Raw genomic sequence first — 18,148 nt, 5'->3', positions numbered from 1 at the left:
GTTTATTAAGTGTAACGATTTAGTCCCGATATGACAGTTCAGTTTATCTGTAAGTGACTGTCAGGCAAAATTCAGCTCACTCATTCTGAATTTATTTTATTTTGTTCAACCATGTTGCGGCTTCCATCGCATAATATGTCAAGATACCGTCTGCACCAGCACGTTTGAACGATAATAATGCTTCCAATGCGCACGCTTCTTCATTTAGCCAGCCATTCATCCCGGCCGCCTTAAGCATCGCATATTCTCCACTTACCTGGTAGACAAATGTAGGAGCTTGAAACTGATCTTTAACACGTCGCACAATATCCAAATAGGGCATACCGGGCTTGATCATAACCATATCTGCTCCTTCGGCGATATCGAGCCCAACCTCCCATAAAGCTTCATCTGAGTTGGCCGGATCCATCTGGTAGGTATATTTGTTTCCGCTGCCCAAGTTAGCTGATGATCCCACAGCGTCTCTAAACGGACCATAAAAACTGGAGGCATATTTGGCAGAATAAGCCAATATACGTGTATGAATAAATTGATTTTGATCCAGTGTTACGCGTATAGCCTGTACTCGCCCGTCCATCATATCAGATGGTGCTACTATGTCCGCACCCGCCTGCGCATGTGTTAAAGCCTGTTTACATAATACATCCACAGTTTCATCGTTTAAAACATAGCCTTTTTCATTGATCAGTCCGTCTTGACCATGACTGGTATAAGGATCCAAAGCAATATCGGTAATCACTCCCAACTCAGGAAAATTTTGCTTTAACTGACGAACAACTCGTGGTACTAATCCATCAGGGTTATAAGCTTCATCAGCAGATAAATTTTTCAGATTCGTTTCAATTACCGGGAAGATAGCTATGGCAGGAATACCGAGTGACAAACATTGCTCAGCCTGTTTCAACAGCAAATCAGCAGATTGCCTTATCACGCCAGGCATGGAAGTTACCTTTTCCTCCTGTTTCGTACCGTCAAGAACAAATACAGGATAAATCAAATCACCTACATTAAGATGATTTTCCTGAACCAGACGACGAGAAAAATTATCGCGGCGCATGCGACGCATTCTTTTTTGTGGAAACTGTCCAAACGAATTCATCATAATTGTTTTTTCAAATGTTGATTAAAAAATTAAATTCTCAGGGAACTTGTATTGTAATTACATTGTCTTTTAGATGGGCATGATGATTTTGTCCCCTGTCTTTCCTCCCTGAAGGCAGGGCCTTATGTGATATTAAGGCGGTTCCCCCCGGTTTTTTTACTCCCCTTTAACCGGGGGTCTTTTATTTTTACTCAATCAATTAATCAGCGAATTATTCTAATTCCGTTACACCTGCTTGTTTTCTATCCAGTTATACAAAGCTTCATTGGCTTCGGAAACACCCACAACTTTCAAGCTAGAAAACAACTGAACACTTACTGACGGATAGTGTAGCATCAAACGGTCTTTTACTTGCTTTAACGTACTATGAGCGCGGTTTCTGCTTAACTTGTCCGATTTAGTCAATATAATATGCATCGGTTTTCCAGTGATTGAAAACCATTCCAGCATTTGCAAATCAAGCTCTTTTAATGGATGACGAATATCCATAATCAATACAAGGCCCACTAGTGTTTTCTGCGTCTGAAGATATTCACTGAGAAGCGACTCCCAATGATGACGGATTTCAAAAGGAACTTTCGCAAAACCGTAGCCAGGCAAATCTACCAGGAAAAGATTGTCCCTGATTCGAAAATAATTGATCTGCTGTGTACGACCTGGAAGTTTACTTACAAATGCCAGTTTCTTTCTTCGCGTCAGCGTATTGATTACACTGGACTTGCCGGCGTTGGAACGTCCGGCAAAAGCAATTTCTGCACCCGAATGTACAGGCAAATCCTGAAACTGGTTAACAGAAACATAAAAAGAAGCATCGTGGAACAGGGACATAATTTTTAAGTTCGTTCAGTATCTTGTGCAATAAGCAGCATGCCGTCCAGCACCAGATTCTCAATCACTGTATATTTAAATTCCAAGTGCGGTAATAATTCAGCATGACCGCCACCACTTATTAAGCAGTGCTTTATTGAATACCCTTGATATTGTTGAAATAAACGCATCGTCCTCTCGATGGAACCGACTAGTGCATCGATAATGCCGCTGTAAATTGCATCAGTAGTATTAGTCGGAAAATTCTGGTAGCAATAATTATCATTTTTCAGATTAATTTGCGTTGCGAACTGAATACTATTTTTCAAAGTGTAAGGTCCGGGAACAATAATTCCACCCAGAAAAACACCATCACGCGATAGTACATCAATTGTTTGGGCTGTGCCTACATTAACAACTAGACAAGATTCATGAAATTTATTCCAGGAAGCTATTAAGGCAGCCCAGCGATCGCTACCAAGCTGTTTCGGGTCTGTGTAATTGTTTATTACGCCACATTGCTTGGGTAGCGGTTCAATCCAATAGGGCTGTATGTTCCAAATTTTGAACAGCTGTGCAAGTTGAATTTGAATATCATGTCCGGATACATGAGAGACAATTATGGTGTCAGGTTGCCTCAAGGAACGCCAATCAGTATCAAGTTGATGTAGTTCCCGATTACAGACAGTGTTCAACGCCAATTTTCTACCATTCTTGAAAAAGGCCCATTTTAGAAACGAATTTCCTGAATCGACAGCGAGACAATACATCTTCAGCTAGTCATTTGTTTTTATGCTTATTTCACCCATACCGAAGGCTTTATTACCTGAATCTGTCTTCAGTACCAAAGATCCATCAACACTTATACCCGATACGACTCCTGAAGTGGTCAAAGCATCAACGGATTTAAGCGTGACTGGTTGACCTTGAAAGTAATGGTAGTTTTCCCATTCTTTGCGAAAGTAAATAAAACCAAATTGCTCATATGCAATTAAAATTTCACGCAGTTCAACAAGAAGATACGCAAGTATTTGATTACGATCTAGGTATTGACCAGTAATTTCAAATAAATCGGTCACCCCATAATCTGACATAATTGCTGGATTTGGCGGTAGCTTGAAATTAATACCTATTCCTATAATGCTTACAAGTATATTGTTATCGACTGATCGACACTCAGTTAAAATACCAGCAAATTTCTTTTTGGCAAATATAATGTCATTCGGCCATTTCAAGTATATCTCTGTCTGTGTTATTTTTCGTAAAACACGAACAAGGCAGATACCAAGAACCAAGCTTAAGGTTTGTATATGTTCAATTCGGCGCGTAAAACGCCACATAAGTGAAAATGTTAAACTTCCACCTAGATTAGAATACCACTGCCGATTGCTTGTTCCTCTACCTTTCGTTTGTAGTTCACAAGCGATTACAGGAATTCGATTTTCTTCAAGATAAGAAGATTTATTTAGTGCCAGATATTTGCTCGTTGATTCAAGAATATCAAATGTGTAAACACTAAACTCGTGTTGAAATTCACGGAGGTATGAAAATAAAGATTCTTTATTGAGTAGACTAAAAGGATGGGACCATATGATCCCCAATCCTTTAACCTCAGAAATTGTGACACCTAACTCTGTTAATCTCTGTATATATTTTAAAAGTGTTATTGTCGTGCAGCTTAATTCTGAGCCAAGCTGCATATAAGAGTGTTGTCGATTGTCAGAAAGTAACTTAAGTAATTTAAAGATTATTCTTTCATTATCTGCATGCATTTTATGCATACGCTACACAGTGATATAGGTCACCATATTGATAGACTATTAAAATAAATCTTAATATGATTAAATTGACGTCGTATTAATTCTAAGTTTATAGTAAAAAAAAATCATTTTTTATAAATGATTGAACCAGTATAATAAAATGAGAAGAATAAAAAATTTTTATACTGAAATTATAATAAATATTTTTATTGTTAAATCTCTTCGGATTCGACTTCCTCTGGTTCTACCACTGGCCTGTCTACTAGCTCTACCAAAGCCATTGGGGCATTATCACCTTTACGAAATCCATACTTGAGAATTCTGATATATCCACCCGGCCGCTGTGCATAACGTGGTCCAATCTCGTCAAATAATTTGGTGACTATATCGCGATTACGTAACTTACTAAAGGCTTTTCTCTTATTATTGAGATTTGATTCTTTACCTAATGTAATCAAGGGCTCAGCAAAGCTGCGTAGTTCTTTTGCTTTTGGTAGAGTTGTTTTTATTATTTCATGTTGCAACAATGAATTTGTCATATTACGAAACATTGCATTTCGGTGACTGCTTGTTCTATTTAATTTGCGATAAGCATTATGATGACGCATGATTAATATCCTTTGAATGATTTTCTAAATTAGCAGGTGGCCAATTGTCTAATTTCATACCTAATGATAACTCACGCGCTGCTAAAACTTCTTTAATTTCATTTAAAGATTTTCTTCCTAAATTAGGAGTTCTCAATAGTTCTGCTTCGGTACGTTGGATTAAATCTCCAATATAGTAAATATTTTCAACTTTTAGGCAATTTGCCGAACGAACTGTTAGTTCCAAATCGTCAACTGGACGCAATAAAACAGGGTCGATTTGAGGAGCCTGAGGTTGTTCAGTAGGTATGGGCGTACTTTCAAGGTCTGCAAAAACAGAGAGCTGTTGCACAAGTACCCGAGCTGCATATCGTATTGCTTCTTCTGGGTCGACTACGCCATTTGTTTCTATATCCATGACAAGTTTATCCAGATCTGTTCGCTGTTCTACTCTCGCACTCTCAACTGTATAACTAACTCGTTTAATAGGACTAAATGATGCATCTAGAAATATGGTACCTATACTTTTTTCTTCCTGAACAACAGAGCGTGCTGTGGCGGGCACATAACCTCTGCCTTTAGTAACCTTCAATTGTAGATCAAGCTTGCCACCAGTAGTTAGGTGCGCTATTACATGATCAGGATTTAGGATTTCGACATCATGCGTGGTTTCGATGTCATTTGCAGTAACAACCCCTTTGCCGGTTTTAGTTAATTGCAAGGTGATCTCGTTAGCAGTATGTAACTTGAGTACAAGGCCTTTAATGTTCAGTAAAATATCTACAACGTCCTCCTGTACACCATCTAACGTTGAATATTCATGTACCACTCCTGCAATTTTGACTTCAGTCGGCGCATACCCTGTCATTGAAGATAATAATATCCTTCGCAACGCATTTCCTAGCGTATAGCCATAACCTCTCTCAAATGGTTCCATCACAACTTTTGCATGTAATGGTGATATATTCTGAACATCGATTATTCGTGGCGTTAATATATCATTACCTAGCATTTATTAAATAACCTTAAGAAAAAACGTTATATAAAACAGATTTACTAATTATTTTGAATAGAGTTCAACAACTAATGATTCATTTATTGTTGCGGGTAAATCCGCTCTATCAGGTTTGTTTTTGTATGTACCTTTCATTGCCTTCACATCAACTTCAATCCACGAAGGAAATCCGCGATTGTCTGCTGACTGCAGGGAAGACTTGATACGAAGCTGTTCCCTCGATTTTTGATCAACTTCAATAGTATCACCAGGTGTTACTATGTATGAGGGAATGTTAACTCTCTTACCATTTACAAGTATTGAATTGTGGCGAATTATTTGCCTTGATTCTGCTCGTGAAGATCCAAATCCCATTAAATAAACTATGTTATCTAAACGACTTTCAAGCATCTGTAACAGATTGTCACCTGTTACACCACGCTGTCTATCCGCATGTCTGTAGATGATTCTAAATTGCTTTTCAAATAATCCATAAATACGTCTGATTTTTTGTTTTTCTCTTAACTGTACGCCATAATCAGACAGACGTCCTTTTTTCTGGCCGTGTTGTCCAGGTGGATAACTTCTACGTTCAATTGCACATTTATCAGTAAAGCACTTCTCTCCTTTGAGAAAAAGTTTTTCACCTTCTCGCCGGCATAATTTACATTTTGAATCAAGGTAACGGGCCAAAAGTATTCTCCTTATATTCGACGTTTCTTGGGTGGTCTGCAGCCATTATGTGGGATAGAGGTAACATCAGAAATACTAACTATTTTAAAACCAATACCATTAAGTGCGCGTACTGCTGAGTCTCTACCAGGTCCAGGACCTTTGATTTTAACTTCAAGATTTTTAACTCCACATTCGATAGCTGCTTTTCCAGCACTTTCAGCTGCAACTTGTGCGGCAAAAGGGGTACTTTTTCTTGAGCCTTTAAAACCTGCTCCTCCTGAGGTCGCCCAGGATAAGGCATTTCCCTGCCGATCCGTGATGGTTATTATAGTATTATTAAAGGATGCATGAATATGCGCTACACCTTCTGAAACATTCTTCTTTATTTTTTTTTTGACTCGCGTACTTGACTTTACCATTTAATTTTCCTGTCTGATTAAGTGCATATAAATATCAATCTTTTCAGAGGTTATCTAGAACGTATTGCTTTTCTAGGTCCTTTACGTGTACGCGCATTGGTTCTTGTTCGTTGTCCTCTGACTGGCAAGCCTTTCCTGTGACGATATCCACGATAGCAACCCAAATCCATTAATCTCTTTATATTCATGGATACTTCGCGTCGAAGATCACCTTCAATTACATGCTTCGCTATATGATCGCGTATTTGATCCAGTTGTGATTCGGATAGTTCCTTTAACTTAATATCGGTAGCGATGTTTAATTCGTCACAAATCTTTACTGATTTGGATCGTCCAATTCCGTATATTGCAGTTAAAGCAATTCCTACATGCTGATGATTAGGTAAATTTACTCCAGCTATACGTGCCATTTCTTAACCTGTTTATAATTTATGGGGTTTACCCTTGTTTCTGTTTATGCCTGGGATCTGTACAAATTACACGTACAACTCTGTTTCTTCTTATAATTTTGCAATTTCTGCAGATCTTTTTCACTGATGCCAATACCTTCATTAAAAATCCTCTAACTTTATTTACTTAGCTCGAAATGTTATACGCGCTCTTGTTAAATCATAAGGTGTTAAGTCTACGGTGACCTTATCGCCTGGGAGTATTCTAATATAGTGCATTCTCATCTTTCCCGATATATGAGCTAACACAACGTGTCCATTTTCTAGCTTTACTTTAAAAGTTGCATTCGGCAAGGTTTCGAGAACCTCACCTTGCATCTGAATAGTTTCTTCTTTAGCCATGAAAGTATCGAAAACTATTATCTGACTGGAAGTCTTCCACTGTTACCTTTAAGATTTGCTTTCTTTAACAAGCTATCATATTGGGATGACATTACGTGTGATTGAACCTGGGACATAAAATCCATGGTAACAATAACTATAATTAATAAAGATGTACCACCGAAGTAAAATGGTACATTCCATTTTAGTATCAGGAATTCAGGCAGTAAACAGACCAGTGTTACATAGATTGAACCAGCGAGTGTTAATCGTAGCATGATTCTCTCTATGTATCGTGTTGTCTGATCACCGGGTCTTATACCGGGTATAAAGGCGCCACTTTTCTTTAAATTATCAGATGTTTCCTTCGGATTAAATACTAGAGCAGTATAAAAGAAACAAAAGAAGATAATCATTGACGCATACAAAAAAACATAGAACGGTTGACCTGGTGATAAGGCTGCGCTGATATCGCGCAACCAAATCATTGATTCACCTGTGGCAAACCAGCCTGCCATGGTTGCAGGAAACAAGATAATACTAGAAGCAAATATAGGTGGTATTACACCCGCCATGTTCAGTTTTAAAGGTAAATGTGAACTTTGGCCGCCATAGATTTTTTTACCAACCTGTCGTTTTGCATAATTAACTAGAATGCGACGCTGTCCTTTTTCAATGAAAACTACAAAAGCTGTTACAAGTGCGGCAGCGATAAATATGAATAAAGCTACTAAAAAGTGCATCGATCCAGTACTGACCAGATCAAGTGTTCCACCAATGGCACTGGGTAATCCCGCCGCAATACCAGCAAAGATAATCAGTGAGATGCCATTACCAATACCTCTTTCAGTTATTTGTTCACCGAGCCACATTAGGAAAATGGTGCCAGTGACAAGGGTAATGACAGTTGTTAAAACAAACATTGGCCCTGGATTAATTACCAGTCCTGCCTGCGATTGCAAAGCAATGGATATTCCATAGCTTTGGACTAATGCTAACAAGAGGGTTCCATAACGTGTATATTGCGTTATCTTTCTTCTACCGCTCTCCCCTTCTTTTTTTAGCGCCTCTAGATACGGTACTGCAACTGTACCTAATTGCATAATAATCGACGCTGAGATATATGGCATGATACCCAAAGCAAAGATAGAAAATCGAGATAGCGCTCCTCCTGAGAACATATTAAACATTCCAAGTACGCCACCTTGCTGAGAATCAAACAAATCTTTCAGTATAACGGGGTCAATTCCGGGCACAGGTACATGTGCACCTATTCTGTAGACTATTAACGCAAGCAGTAAAAACCAGAGTCGCCGCTTTAAATCTGCGAACTTATCAACTTGTTTGTGTGTAAATCCTTTGTTAGCCAATTGGTTACCTTTAATTACTCGACGCTGCCACCAGCATTTTCAATCTTTTCTTTTAGACTCTTGGATACTCTGATACCTTTAATAAATAACTTGGCATTTATTGATTGGTCTTTTGATAAATAAAAACGGACTTTATTTGTTTTCTGTTTTATAAATTTTTTTTCTTTAAGCCAATTGATATCGATGGTTGCGTCATTGTTCTCTTTAGCAAGTATTCCTGATCGTAAACTAACTGTGCTTCTATTAGTGAGAGCTGTAAATCCTCTTTTGGGCAGCCGCCTATATAAAGGCATTTGTCCACCTTCAAATCCTATCTTGTGAAACCCACCTGCACGCGATTTTTGGCCCTTATGGCCTCGTCCAGATGTTTTACCCTTACCGCATCCAATTCCACGACCAACTCGTTTACGATGCTTGATGGAACCATCATTCGCTTTTATTGTATTTAAAAACATCTTAATCACACTTTACCAGATATTGAACTTTCTTAATCATTCCTCGTATAGCAGGTGTATCTTCGAGAATTGATGAGCTATTGATTTTTTTTAAACCCAATCCTTTTACTGTTGCTCTGTGATTTTGTTTGGTAGCTATCAGGCTTTTAATAAGAGTAACTTTTATTGTCTTTTTAGTATTAGCATTCATTCTATTGCCTTTATTTGCTTACAGTATTTCCTCAACTGATTTGCCGCGCTTAGCTGCGATACTTGCAGGCGTATTCATTGAGTACAAACCATGTAGCGTTGCTCTTACAACATTATATGGATTAGTTGAACCGATACATTTAGCTAATATATTTTGCATACCCATAACTTCAAAAATTGCTCTCATGGGACCTCCTGCTATTATACCAGTTCCTTCTGGCGCGGGTTGCATGTATACACGAGCAGAGCCATGTCTACCTATGACTGAATGGTAAATAGTACCGTTTTTCAATTTCACTTTAATCATGGAGCGTCTTGCTTCGTCCATAGCTTTCTGGACGGCTACAGGTACTTCGCGCGACTTTCCTTTTCCCATTCCAACTCCGCCGTCACCATCACCGACGACTGTTAATGCAGCAAAACCAAGTATACGTCCGCCTTTAACAACTTTGGTTACGCGGTTGATTGAAACCATTTTTTCTTTAAGGTCGTCCTGACCAGTTTCATCCTGTAAATGTTTTTTATTGATTGGTTTAGCCATAATTAAGTACTGATTTAAAATTTTAATCCGTTTTCTCTAGCTGATTCTGCTAAAGCTTTTACACGACCATGATATTTATACCCTGATCTATCAAAAGCAATTTGTTCTACGCCCAGTTTGATTGCTTTTTCTGCTATTCTTTTTCCGACTAGAGTAGCTGCTTTGCTGTTACCACCTTGGTTTATAGAATTTTTGACTTCTGATTCTAACGTTGATGCACTTGTAATTGTTTGCATCTTTTCATCATCAATTAATTGTGCATAAATATGTTGATTGGTGCGATGAACAGATAAACGCAACTTTCCCTGATTCGCTATTCGGACTCTTGTTTGTCGTGCTTTTCTAAGTCTTTTGTTTTTAAATGTACGCATAAAAAATTTTAATATGTTTATTTTTTCTTTGCTTCCTTGAGATGCACAACTTCATCATCATAACGTACTCCTTTACCTTTATAGGGCTCTGGTTTTCTATAAGCACGTATTTCAGCTGCTGTTTGTCCTACTTGTTGTTTATCAATTCCCTTAATAACAATCTCTGTAGGTGTTGTTATTTCGATGTTTATACCATCTGGAATCTTATAATTTATTGGATGTGAATATCCTAGATTCAGATTAATGTTATTGCCATTTAATTGGGCTCTATAACCAACTCCAACTAATTGTAATTTTCTCTCAAAGCCGGTAGTTACGCCCGTAACCATATTTGAAATTAAAGATCGAATAGTTCCAGACAGTGCGTGAATCTCTTTCGAATTAACTTTCATATCAACGAGGATTGATTGATTTTCCTGTTTTAATGATATTTGAGGGTTAATACTTTGCTCTAATACACCATTTGGACCTTTAACTGTGATCTTTGAATTTGAAATTGTTATATCAACATTAGATGGAACAGTAACAGGGTTTTTACTAATTCGCGACATAATTAATATCCTTGATTACACGACTTCACAGAGAATTTCTCCACCTATTCCTGCCATATGTGCTTGTTTTCCAGTCATGACACCTTGAGAAGTAGAGATAATTGAAATCCCCAGCCCACTCATGACTGGTGGGATTTCCCCAGCAGATTTGTAAATTCTCAATCCTGGTCTACTAATTCGTTCTATTCGCTCAATTACTGGCAATCCAGAATAATATTTCAACTTTAATTCAAGATGTGCATGCTTATCTATAGTTTTTTTTTCAAATTCTGATATGTAGCCTTCTTCTTTCAAAACGGAAGCAATATCAGACTTGATTTTAGAAAACGGTATATTAACTGTGTTTTTTTTTGCTAATTGTGCATTTCGTATTCGAGTTAGCATATCAGCTATTGGGTCACTCATGCTCATCTTGAGGCTCTTATAAATATAAATGTTATGTATAAGGAATCAGCTCTTTTATTACCAGCTTGCCTTTATAATTCCTGGGATTTTGCCACTCATGGCTATATCTCTTAATTTGCTTCTTCCTAAGCCGAATTTCGAATAAACTCCACGGGAGCGTCCCGTTATTGTACAGCGATTGCATAATCTAACAGGACTAGAATTACGTGGTAAGTTTTGCAATTCTAACCGCGCTTCATATCGTTCATCCTCGGTCAAGGACTGATCATTAATTTTTGTTTTCAGTAATTGTCTGCGATCTGAAAACTTTTGAACAATTTTGAGTCTTTTTTTATTTCTGTTAATGATTGCTTTTTTTGCCATTTGAATATTATTGTCTAAATGGAAAGTTAAATGCGGTTAACAAGGCTTTCGCTTCCTCATCAGTTTTAGCTGTTGTCGTAATGGATATATTTAATCCACGTAACGCATCTATTTTGTCATAATCAATTTCTGGAAAGATAATTTGTTCTTTTATCCCCATATTATAATTTCCTCTACCGTCAAAAGATTTTGATGGTATTCCTCGAAAATCACGAATTCTAGGTATAGCGATTGAAATTAATCTATCAAGAAATTCATACATTTGGACTCCGCGTAAAGTTACCATACAACCTATTGGATATCCTTCTCGTACTTTAAAAGTAGCAATTGATTTTTTTGCTCGTGTAATAACCGGTTGTTGACCAGTTATTTTTCTTAAATCATCTAGAGCATTTTCAATAATTTTTTTATCGACTGTTGCCTCACCAAGACCAATATTAAGTGTGATCTTTGTGACTCTAGGGACTTCCATTACTGATTGATAACCAAATTTTTCGGTTAATTGTTTGCTAACTTGGGATTTATACAATTCTTGCAAACGGCTCATGATATATTAACTTATGTTTAAACCAGTTCACCACTGGATTTGTAGATTCGTACTTTATTTTGTTCTTTATCTAACTGAAATCCGACACGATCACTCTTTTTCGTAGTCGCATTGTATAAAGCTACATTGGATATATGAATAGGCTTATCAATATTTACAATTCCACCTGTAGCACCTGTCGATGGATTTGGTTTTTGGTGCTTTTTAACTATATTTACACCCTGAACCTGAACCTTTTCATTACATAGAACCTTAATAACTGTTCCACGCTTGCCCTTATCTTTACCGGCAAGTATTACTACATCATCACCTTTTCTAACTTTTTTCATCAAATAGTTTCCAATTACTAACTTCTAAAGTACTTCGGGTGCTAATGACACAATTTTCATAAAACGAGATGTTCTAAGTTCTCTCGTAACCGGGCCGAAGATACGGGTTCCGATAGGCTCTAACTTGTTGTTTAATAGTACAGCTGCATTACTGTCGAACTTTAATAAAGAACCATCTACACGTCTTACACCCTTTGCCGTACGTACAACCACTGCATTATAGACATCACCTTTCTTAACTCTTCCTCTTGGTGCCGCGTCTTTTACGCTTACCTTGATTATATCTCCAATACCTGCATAGTGTCGTTTAGATCCCCCCAGTACTTTTATACACATTACTGATCGTGCACCAGTATTATCTGCTACCTTAAGCATTGACTGCATCTGTATCATTTCTTATTCACTTATTAGTTAATTGTATTACTGCATAAAGCCATTATAATCAATTAGACCGTTGCAGGACTGTTATCTATTAGAAGGTATAAATCACTTCTATACGAAACAGTTAAAAAAACAGAATGCGGGATTCTACTGTTTGTCAGTGTTTTAATCAAGTTCTGTCTAATTTATTTTTACTAAACAACTGCACCCCGGGTCAGAATCTTAATTACTCGCCAGGACTTTGTTTTCGATATAGGTCTACATTCTTCTATTAAAACTATATCTCCAATTTGACTCTCATTAATTTCATCATGAGCGCGATATTTTTTTGTACGAGATATTATTTTTCCGTATAAAGGGTGTTTAATTCTTCTTTCAACTGAGACAGTTACGGTTTTGTCTGATTGATTACTTGTGATTTTTCCACTTAAGGTTCGATTCAATTTCTCTGTCATGATCTTTCATTCGTTTTTTGGGTGATCACTGTTTTAACACGAGCTATGTCTCTTTTAACATTCTTTAACTGATGAAAGTTAGATAATTGCTGGGTTGCCAATTGCATGCGTAAACCAAATTGCGCTTTTAACAATGAATGTAATTCTGTTTGAAGCTCAGTCAAGTTCATTTTCCTTAAATCTGTTGCATTCATTTTTAACCACCTAATTGACGTGTAGTAAATATTGTTTTTACAGGTAGTTTAGCAGCTGCGAGACGAAAAGCCTCTCTGGCCAACTCTTCATTCACTCCATCCATTTCATACAACATTTTTCCAGGCTGAATCTCTGCAACAAAATACTCTGGACTACCCTTACCCTTACCCATTCTTACTTCAGCAGGTTTATGAGAAATCGGTTTATCTGGAAAAATCCTGATCCAGATACGCCCGCCTCTTTTGATATGCCGCGTCATGGCACGCCGTGCAGCTTCAATTTGTCGTGCAGTTATTCTCCCTCGCTCAACCGCTTTTAATCCATATTCTCCAAAGCTCACTTTAGAACCGCGAGTCGCTATGCCTGTATTGCGCCCTTTTTGTTGTTTCCGGTATTTTGTTCTAGCTGGTTGCAACATGATCTTCTCCAGACTCTTTATTAGAATGAGTCACATTTGTTACTGGATCTTCGTAACTTAATTTGTCTCTTTTACTTGTTTTTTTTTTGTCTGATTCGGGAGTACCAGAAGAAATATTGGATATTGGATTTTCTTTTCCTAATGACTCCCCTTTAAAAATCCATACTTTTATACCAATTATTCCATAGGTAGTTTGAGCTTCTGATGTTGCATAATCAACATCTGCTCTCAAAGTATGCAAAGGAACCCTACCTTCACGATACCATTCTGTACGCGCAATTTCGATACCATTAAGTCGACCAGAACTCATAATCTTGATACCTTGTGCACCTAAACGCATGGCATTTTGCATTGCTCTCTTCATAGCACGTCGAAACATAATTCTCTTCTCTAATTGTTGAGCAATGTTATCGGCTATTAACTGGGCATCTATCTCTGGCTTTCGTATTTCTTCAATGTTTACATGAACCGGAACTCCCATTCTTTTTTGTAGTTCAGTGCGGAGTAATTCAATGTCTTCACCCTTTTTGCCAATTACAACCCCTGGCCTAGCGCTAAATATAGTGATACGGGCATTTTTCGACGGTCTTTCGATCAAGACTTTACCAACAGACGCATGCTTTAATTTGTCGGACAAATAGTCTCTAACTTTTATGTCTTCATTTAACATCAAAGCAAAATTGCTACTATTCGCATACCATTTGGATAACCAATTTCTCTGCACTGATAGTCTAAAACCGGTTGGATTTATTTTTTGACCCATTGTAATTGCCTATATTAAAACGCTATTCTTTATTAATCAGCGACTGTGATCGTAATATGACAAGTTGGCTTCATAATACGATTTCCACGCCCTTTTGCTCTTGCACTTGAGCGTGGCATATACGTAGCTCTGTCAACATAAATACTTTTAATTTTCAATTCGTCTATGTCTGCGCCATTATTATGTTCTGCATTCGCAATGGCTGAATTAAGCAATTGCTTCATTATCGCTGCAGCCTTTTTTGGACTAAACAACAGAACATTGATTGCTTTATCGACAGGCAATCCTCTAATCTGATCTGCTATTAATCTTCCTTTTTGCGCTGAAAGACGAACACCTTTTAATTTTGCTGTCGTTTCCATTTCTCAGAATTCTATCGTTTATTTGTCTTCTTATCTGCCGCGTGGCCTTTAAAAGTTCTTGTCTGTGCAAATTCACCAAGTTTGTGACCAACCATATTTTCTGTTACAAAAATAGGTACATGTTGTCTGCCATTATGAACCGAAATTGTTAATCCAATAAAGTTTGGTAGCACTGTCGATCTTCTCGACCATGTCTTAATTGGGCGTTTATCATTGGATTCCTGGGCTTTTTCTACTTTTGCAACCAAATGAGAATCAACAAATGGCCCTTTTTTTACGGATCTTGCCATTACTTATCAACCCTTTCTTGAATAACGATGCCTGATGATCATCGTCTCAGTACGCTTGTTAGAGCGTGTTCGATACCCCTTTGCAGGCTTACCCCATGGGCTGACAGGATGTCGCCCACCTGAAGTTCTTCCTTCGCCACCACCATGTGGATGATCAACTGGATTCATTGCAACACCACGTACAGTAGGTCTTATGCCGCGCCATCGTGTAGCACCAGCTTTACCAATAGATCGCAGACTGTGTTCTGCGTTACTTACTTCTCCAACAGTAGCTTTACAGTTGATGTGTACTTTACGTATTTCTCCAGAGCGTAGCTTCAATTGCGCATAGTTGCCATCTCTAGCCTGCAGTTGAGCTGATGCTCCTGCTGAGCGAGCTATTTGCGCACCTTTACCCGGCATGATTTCTATACAGTGCACAACGGTACCTACAGGTATATTGCGTAACGCTAACGCATCACCGGCTTTGATTTGTGCACTACCCCCACTTGCAATCGAGTCGCCTTTTTGTATCCCTTTAGGGGCGATAATATATCTTCTCTCGCCATCCTGATAACACACCAATGCAATATTTGCAGAGCGATTTGGATCGTATTCAATTCTCTCAACTATTCCTGGTATATTGTCTTTATCTCTTTTAAAATCGATCTTTCGATAATACTGTTTATGCCCCCCACCTCTGTGTCGGGTTGTTATCTTTCCGGTGTTGTTTCTACCCGCTTTTTTGGATTTCTTTTCGATTAATTCCTTTTGTGGCCTGCCTTTATATAAATCCTTATGAATTAAACGAATAACTGAGCGTCTTCCCGGCGATGTTGGCCTGAGCTTTACGAGCGCCATTATTTAACCTCTGCTTTTGTTAAATGCGTAAATGTCAGCTCTTGTCCTTCTTTTATGCTGACAATGGCTTTCTTCCAATTACTACGTTTTCCGAGATATCTTCCAAAACGTTTCTGTTTTCCCTTGACATTTATTGTCTGGACTTTTGTAACTTCTATTTTCTGGTCTTTCCAAAGCAACTCTACAGCATCTTTTATTTCTTTCTTTGTTGCATTTTTTATAACACGAAATATGGTTTGATTGTAAGCTTCACCTATGAAAGTGCCTTTTTCAGAGATGTAAGGAGCCTGTATCACATGCATCAGTCGCTCATAATTTGCCGGATTATTCATAAATACAGCTCCTCAAGTTTTTTAATAGCTGCCGAAGTTACAAGTATATTTTTATACTTTAGCAGGCTATATGGATCCACATGACTTACATCTAGCGCTAGTGTTTTGGGTAAATTTCTTGAAGATAGATACAGATTTTCGCTCATTTCATGAGTTAGAAGCAATACATCATCATAGCCGAGTTTTTCCAGCTTTTTTGACAAATCCTTTGTTTTATGCGTATCCACTGAAATTGACTCAATTACCGTCAAGCGTCCATCCCGTAAAAGTTTGGATAGAATTACACTCATACCGGCACGATACATTTTTTTGTTTATCTTTTTGCTAAAATTTTCGTTTGGACTACTCGGGAAAACATTTCCACCTCCACGCCATATAGGGCTTGATGCTCTACCAGCACGTGCTCTACCACTTCCCTTTTGCCGCCATGGTTTACGACCTGAGCATACAACCTCTGATCTCCCTTTTTGGGCTCTAGTTCCACTTCTAGCATTTGACAAATATGAAGTTATGATCTGGTGAACAAGCGCCTCATTATATTCTCTATCAAACAAAGTATTTGAGACAGTTATATTACCCGCATCCTGTTTTTCTTCATTAATCAGTTTAAGATCCATAATTGATGCGCCTTTATTTCTCTACGTTACCGTTTAATTTGATACTTGGGCGAATAATAACTTTCCCACCTTTAGAGCCTGGAAGCGCGCCTTTGATTAGTAGCAAGTTTTTTCCCTTGTCTACTTTAATAATTTCCAAGTTCTGTACCGTTCTTCTTACATTGCCCATTTGCCCTGACATACGCTTACCAGGAAAAATTCTACCAGGATCCTGCGCCATACCTATCGATCCAGGCTTTCTGTGAGCCTTTGAATTACCATGCGTTGTTCTATTGGCTGAAAAATTATGCCTTTTAATAGTTCCAGCATAACCCTTACCAATTGTAATTCCAGAAATATCGACCTTTTGCCCTTCCTGAAATATATTGATCTCTATATTAGAACCATTTTCAAACTGACTTAATTCTTCATCTGAATCAACTCTGAATTCTTTTATAAGTTCACCAGCTTCTGTACCTGCTTTTGAATAATGGCCGGTCTGTGGTTTGTTAACGCGAACAGCCCTCCTTTTTCCATAAGTCAACTGAATCGCTGAGTAGCCATCCTTATCCCGAGACTTGATTTGCGTCACGCGATTTTGTGAAACATCAACAATTGTGACTGGCAGACTATCACCATTTTCAGTAAAAATACGCGTCATGCCTATCTTTCTGCCGATCAAACCTAAACTCATTATTTTTCCTATATACTAGATTAGAACAATTTGGTCATTACAGATCTTCTTGATTCAGCCTAATGAACAAACCAAAAAATTTGTTATAGTTTAATCTCAACATCAACACCGGCTGGCAAGTCGAGTTTCATTAACGCATCAACCGTTTTATCTGTAGGATCAATGATATCCATCAATCTCAAATGGGTTCTAATCTCAAATTGATCACGGGATGTTTTATTTACATGAGGGGATCGCAGCACATCAAACCGCTCAATTCTTGTTGGCAATGGTACCGGACCTCTAACTACAGCACCTGTTCTTTTTGCCGTGTCAACAATCTCTAGTGCAGATTTATCTATAAGACGATAATCAAATGCCTTGAGACGAATTCTAATTTTTTGGTTTTGCATATTCAACTTTCGATTTGTTTAACTGGTTATTTTTATCGGTCATCCTTTTTAAAAATAACCAATCTACTCATTTGAGCACTTCTACTCTATTATTTTAGCGACCACGCCGGCACCGACCGTTCTACCGCCTTCCCGGATCGCAAAACGCAAACCCTCGTCCATCGCAATCGGCGCTATCAGATTCACCGTCACCGA

General features: G+C 38.0%; 33 protein-coding genes and 1 pseudogene. All 34 read right to left on the bottom strand.

What is annotated here, in order from left to right:
• Positions 1 to 91: 91 nt before the first annotated feature.
• On the bottom strand, positions 92 to 1,099 hold the full coding sequence (gene hemB / locus BMY62_RS12890) for a porphobilinogen synthase (RefSeq protein WP_090660775.1): 1,008 nt from the start codon (positions 1,097 to 1,099) through the stop codon (positions 92 to 94).
• 228 nt (positions 1,100 to 1,327) lie between these two features.
• A complete protein-coding gene (gene yihA / locus BMY62_RS12885; RefSeq protein WP_090660706.1) occupies positions 1,328 to 1,930 on the bottom strand; it encodes a ribosome biogenesis GTP-binding protein YihA/YsxC in 603 nt (200 codons plus the stop codon).
• A 5-nt stretch (positions 1,931 to 1,935) separates the two neighbouring features.
• The gene (locus BMY62_RS12880; protein WP_090660703.1) at positions 1,936 to 2,679 is read right to left on the bottom strand and encodes a type III pantothenate kinase; all 744 of its coding nucleotides are present in this window, start codon (positions 2,677 to 2,679) and stop codon (positions 1,936 to 1,938) included.
• Between the two features lie 6 nt (positions 2,680 to 2,685).
• Positions 2,686 to 3,690 (bottom strand): biotin--[acetyl-CoA-carboxylase] ligase, encoded by a 1,005-nt coding sequence (locus tag BMY62_RS12875; RefSeq protein ID WP_090660699.1) that lies wholly within the window; start codon positions 3,688 to 3,690, stop codon positions 2,686 to 2,688.
• A gap of 191 nt (positions 3,691 to 3,881) precedes the next feature.
• Entirely contained in the window at positions 3,882 to 4,277 is a 396-nt protein-coding gene (rplQ, locus tag BMY62_RS12870) for a 50S ribosomal protein L17 (RefSeq protein WP_090660696.1), read from the bottom strand.
• On the bottom strand, positions 4,264 to 5,268 hold the full coding sequence (locus BMY62_RS12865) for a DNA-directed RNA polymerase subunit alpha (protein ID WP_090660693.1): 1,005 nt from the start codon (positions 5,266 to 5,268) through the stop codon (positions 4,264 to 4,266). Before BMY62_RS12865 ends, rplQ begins: the two co-directional genes overlap by 14 nt.
• A 48-nt stretch (positions 5,269 to 5,316) precedes the next feature.
• Positions 5,317 to 5,943 carry a 30S ribosomal protein S4 gene (gene rpsD / locus BMY62_RS12860; RefSeq protein ID WP_090660690.1) on the bottom strand — a complete coding sequence of 209 codons (627 nt, stop codon included), beginning with the start codon at positions 5,941 to 5,943 and terminating at the stop codon, positions 5,317 to 5,319.
• Between the two features lie 11 nt (positions 5,944 to 5,954).
• Positions 5,955 to 6,344 carry a 30S ribosomal protein S11 gene (rpsK, locus tag BMY62_RS12855; RefSeq protein WP_090660687.1) on the bottom strand — a complete coding sequence of 130 codons (390 nt, stop codon included), beginning with the start codon at positions 6,342 to 6,344 and terminating at the stop codon, positions 5,955 to 5,957.
• 50 nt (positions 6,345 to 6,394) lie between these two features.
• On the bottom strand, positions 6,395 to 6,754 hold the full coding sequence (gene rpsM, locus BMY62_RS12850; protein ID WP_090660683.1) for a 30S ribosomal protein S13: 360 nt from the start codon (positions 6,752 to 6,754) through the stop codon (positions 6,395 to 6,397).
• A 28-nt stretch (positions 6,755 to 6,782) separates the two neighbouring features.
• Positions 6,783 to 6,896 carry a 50S ribosomal protein L36 gene (rpmJ, locus tag BMY62_RS12845; protein ID WP_090631375.1) on the bottom strand — a complete coding sequence of 38 codons (114 nt, stop codon included), beginning with the start codon at positions 6,894 to 6,896 and terminating at the stop codon, positions 6,783 to 6,785.
• Positions 6,897 to 6,916: 20 nt separating this feature from the next.
• Complete coding sequence (gene infA, locus BMY62_RS12840; protein ID WP_090333899.1) at positions 6,917 to 7,135, bottom strand: translation initiation factor IF-1; 219 nt, start codon at positions 7,133 to 7,135, stop codon at positions 6,917 to 6,919.
• A gap of 17 nt (positions 7,136 to 7,152) precedes the next feature.
• A complete protein-coding gene (secY, locus tag BMY62_RS12835) occupies positions 7,153 to 8,484 on the bottom strand; it encodes a preprotein translocase subunit SecY (protein WP_090660680.1) in 1,332 nt (443 codons plus the stop codon).
• A 14-nt stretch (positions 8,485 to 8,498) separates the two neighbouring features.
• Complete coding sequence (gene rplO, locus BMY62_RS12830) at positions 8,499 to 8,939, bottom strand: 50S ribosomal protein L15 (protein ID WP_090660772.1); 441 nt, start codon at positions 8,937 to 8,939, stop codon at positions 8,499 to 8,501.
• 1 nt (position 8,940) lies between these two features.
• Positions 8,941 to 9,129 carry a 50S ribosomal protein L30 gene (gene rpmD / locus BMY62_RS12825; protein ID WP_090660677.1) on the bottom strand — a complete coding sequence of 63 codons (189 nt, stop codon included), beginning with the start codon at positions 9,127 to 9,129 and terminating at the stop codon, positions 8,941 to 8,943.
• Positions 9,130 to 9,147: 18 nt separating this feature from the next.
• Complete coding sequence (gene rpsE / locus BMY62_RS12820; protein WP_090660674.1) at positions 9,148 to 9,669, bottom strand: 30S ribosomal protein S5; 522 nt, start codon at positions 9,667 to 9,669, stop codon at positions 9,148 to 9,150.
• Positions 9,670 to 9,683: 14 nt separating this feature from the next.
• Entirely contained in the window at positions 9,684 to 10,040 is a 357-nt protein-coding gene (rplR, locus tag BMY62_RS12815) for a 50S ribosomal protein L18 (protein ID WP_090660671.1), read from the bottom strand.
• A 17-nt stretch (positions 10,041 to 10,057) separates the two neighbouring features.
• On the bottom strand, positions 10,058 to 10,591 hold the full coding sequence (rplF, locus tag BMY62_RS12810; RefSeq protein ID WP_090660668.1) for a 50S ribosomal protein L6: 534 nt from the start codon (positions 10,589 to 10,591) through the stop codon (positions 10,058 to 10,060).
• A gap of 15 nt (positions 10,592 to 10,606) precedes the next feature.
• A complete protein-coding gene (gene rpsH / locus BMY62_RS12805) occupies positions 10,607 to 11,002 on the bottom strand; it encodes a 30S ribosomal protein S8 (RefSeq protein ID WP_090660665.1) in 396 nt (131 codons plus the stop codon).
• Positions 11,003 to 11,053: 51 nt separating this feature from the next.
• A complete protein-coding gene (rpsN, locus tag BMY62_RS12800) occupies positions 11,054 to 11,359 on the bottom strand; it encodes a 30S ribosomal protein S14 (RefSeq protein WP_090660661.1) in 306 nt (101 codons plus the stop codon).
• Positions 11,360 to 11,366: 7 nt separating this feature from the next.
• Entirely contained in the window at positions 11,367 to 11,906 is a 540-nt protein-coding gene (rplE, locus tag BMY62_RS12795) for a 50S ribosomal protein L5 (protein ID WP_090660658.1), read from the bottom strand.
• Positions 11,907 to 11,923: 17 nt separating this feature from the next.
• On the bottom strand, positions 11,924 to 12,235 hold the full coding sequence (rplX, locus tag BMY62_RS12790) for a 50S ribosomal protein L24 (protein ID WP_090660655.1): 312 nt from the start codon (positions 12,233 to 12,235) through the stop codon (positions 11,924 to 11,926).
• A 24-nt stretch (positions 12,236 to 12,259) separates the two neighbouring features.
• Entirely contained in the window at positions 12,260 to 12,628 is a 369-nt protein-coding gene (gene rplN / locus BMY62_RS12785; RefSeq protein ID WP_090631417.1) for a 50S ribosomal protein L14, read from the bottom strand.
• A gap of 182 nt (positions 12,629 to 12,810) precedes the next feature.
• Positions 12,811 to 13,071, bottom strand: coding sequence for a 30S ribosomal protein S17 (rpsQ, locus tag BMY62_RS12780; RefSeq protein WP_090660651.1), 261 nt, complete (start codon positions 13,069 to 13,071; stop codon positions 12,811 to 12,813).
• Positions 13,068 to 13,265 carry a 50S ribosomal protein L29 gene (gene rpmC, locus BMY62_RS12775; RefSeq protein WP_090660648.1) on the bottom strand — a complete coding sequence of 66 codons (198 nt, stop codon included), beginning with the start codon at positions 13,263 to 13,265 and terminating at the stop codon, positions 13,068 to 13,070. Before rpmC ends, rpsQ begins: the two co-directional genes overlap by 4 nt.
• Before the next feature lie 2 nt (positions 13,266 to 13,267).
• Positions 13,268 to 13,684 carry a 50S ribosomal protein L16 gene (rplP, locus tag BMY62_RS12770; protein WP_090660644.1) on the bottom strand — a complete coding sequence of 139 codons (417 nt, stop codon included), beginning with the start codon at positions 13,682 to 13,684 and terminating at the stop codon, positions 13,268 to 13,270.
• Positions 13,668 to 14,447 (bottom strand): 30S ribosomal protein S3, encoded by a 780-nt coding sequence (gene rpsC / locus BMY62_RS12765; protein ID WP_090660641.1) that lies wholly within the window; start codon positions 14,445 to 14,447, stop codon positions 13,668 to 13,670. The genes rplP and rpsC overlap by 17 nt, the downstream gene beginning before the upstream one ends.
• 32 nt (positions 14,448 to 14,479) lie before the next feature.
• Positions 14,480 to 14,809 carry a 50S ribosomal protein L22 gene (rplV, locus tag BMY62_RS12760; RefSeq protein WP_090660638.1) on the bottom strand — a complete coding sequence of 110 codons (330 nt, stop codon included), beginning with the start codon at positions 14,807 to 14,809 and terminating at the stop codon, positions 14,480 to 14,482.
• Between the two features lie 11 nt (positions 14,810 to 14,820).
• Positions 14,821 to 15,099 (bottom strand): 30S ribosomal protein S19, encoded by a 279-nt coding sequence (rpsS, locus tag BMY62_RS12755; protein WP_090631431.1) that lies wholly within the window; start codon positions 15,097 to 15,099, stop codon positions 14,821 to 14,823.
• Positions 15,100 to 15,105: 6 nt separating this feature from the next.
• Entirely contained in the window at positions 15,106 to 15,939 is an 834-nt protein-coding gene (gene rplB, locus BMY62_RS12750; protein ID WP_090660635.1) for a 50S ribosomal protein L2, read from the bottom strand.
• Entirely contained in the window at positions 15,939 to 16,271 is a 333-nt protein-coding gene (gene rplW / locus BMY62_RS12745; RefSeq protein ID WP_090660632.1) for a 50S ribosomal protein L23, read from the bottom strand. The genes rplB and rplW overlap by 1 nt, the downstream gene beginning before the upstream one ends.
• The gene (gene rplD / locus BMY62_RS12740) at positions 16,268 to 16,888 is read right to left on the bottom strand and encodes a 50S ribosomal protein L4 (protein WP_090660630.1); all 621 of its coding nucleotides are present in this window, start codon (positions 16,886 to 16,888) and stop codon (positions 16,268 to 16,270) included. The genes rplW and rplD overlap by 4 nt, the downstream gene beginning before the upstream one ends.
• Before the next feature lie 13 nt (positions 16,889 to 16,901).
• Positions 16,902 to 17,561 (bottom strand): 50S ribosomal protein L3, encoded by a 660-nt coding sequence (rplC, locus tag BMY62_RS12735; RefSeq protein ID WP_090660627.1) that lies wholly within the window; start codon positions 17,559 to 17,561, stop codon positions 16,902 to 16,904.
• An 83-nt stretch (positions 17,562 to 17,644) separates the two neighbouring features.
• Positions 17,645 to 17,953 carry a 30S ribosomal protein S10 gene (gene rpsJ / locus BMY62_RS12730; protein WP_090631449.1) on the bottom strand — a complete coding sequence of 103 codons (309 nt, stop codon included), beginning with the start codon at positions 17,951 to 17,953 and terminating at the stop codon, positions 17,645 to 17,647.
• Between the two features lie 81 nt (positions 17,954 to 18,034).
• Positions 18,035 to 18,148, bottom strand: a pseudogene (locus BMY62_RS12725) (elongation factor Tu); the annotation flags it as partial.

The sequence above is a fragment of the Nitrosomonas marina genome (genome assembly GCF_900111605.1).
GTDB classification, from domain to species: Bacteria; Pseudomonadota; Gammaproteobacteria; order Burkholderiales; family Nitrosomonadaceae; genus Nitrosomonas; species Nitrosomonas marina_A.
This window is presented reverse-complemented; position numbering and strand designations above follow the sequence as displayed.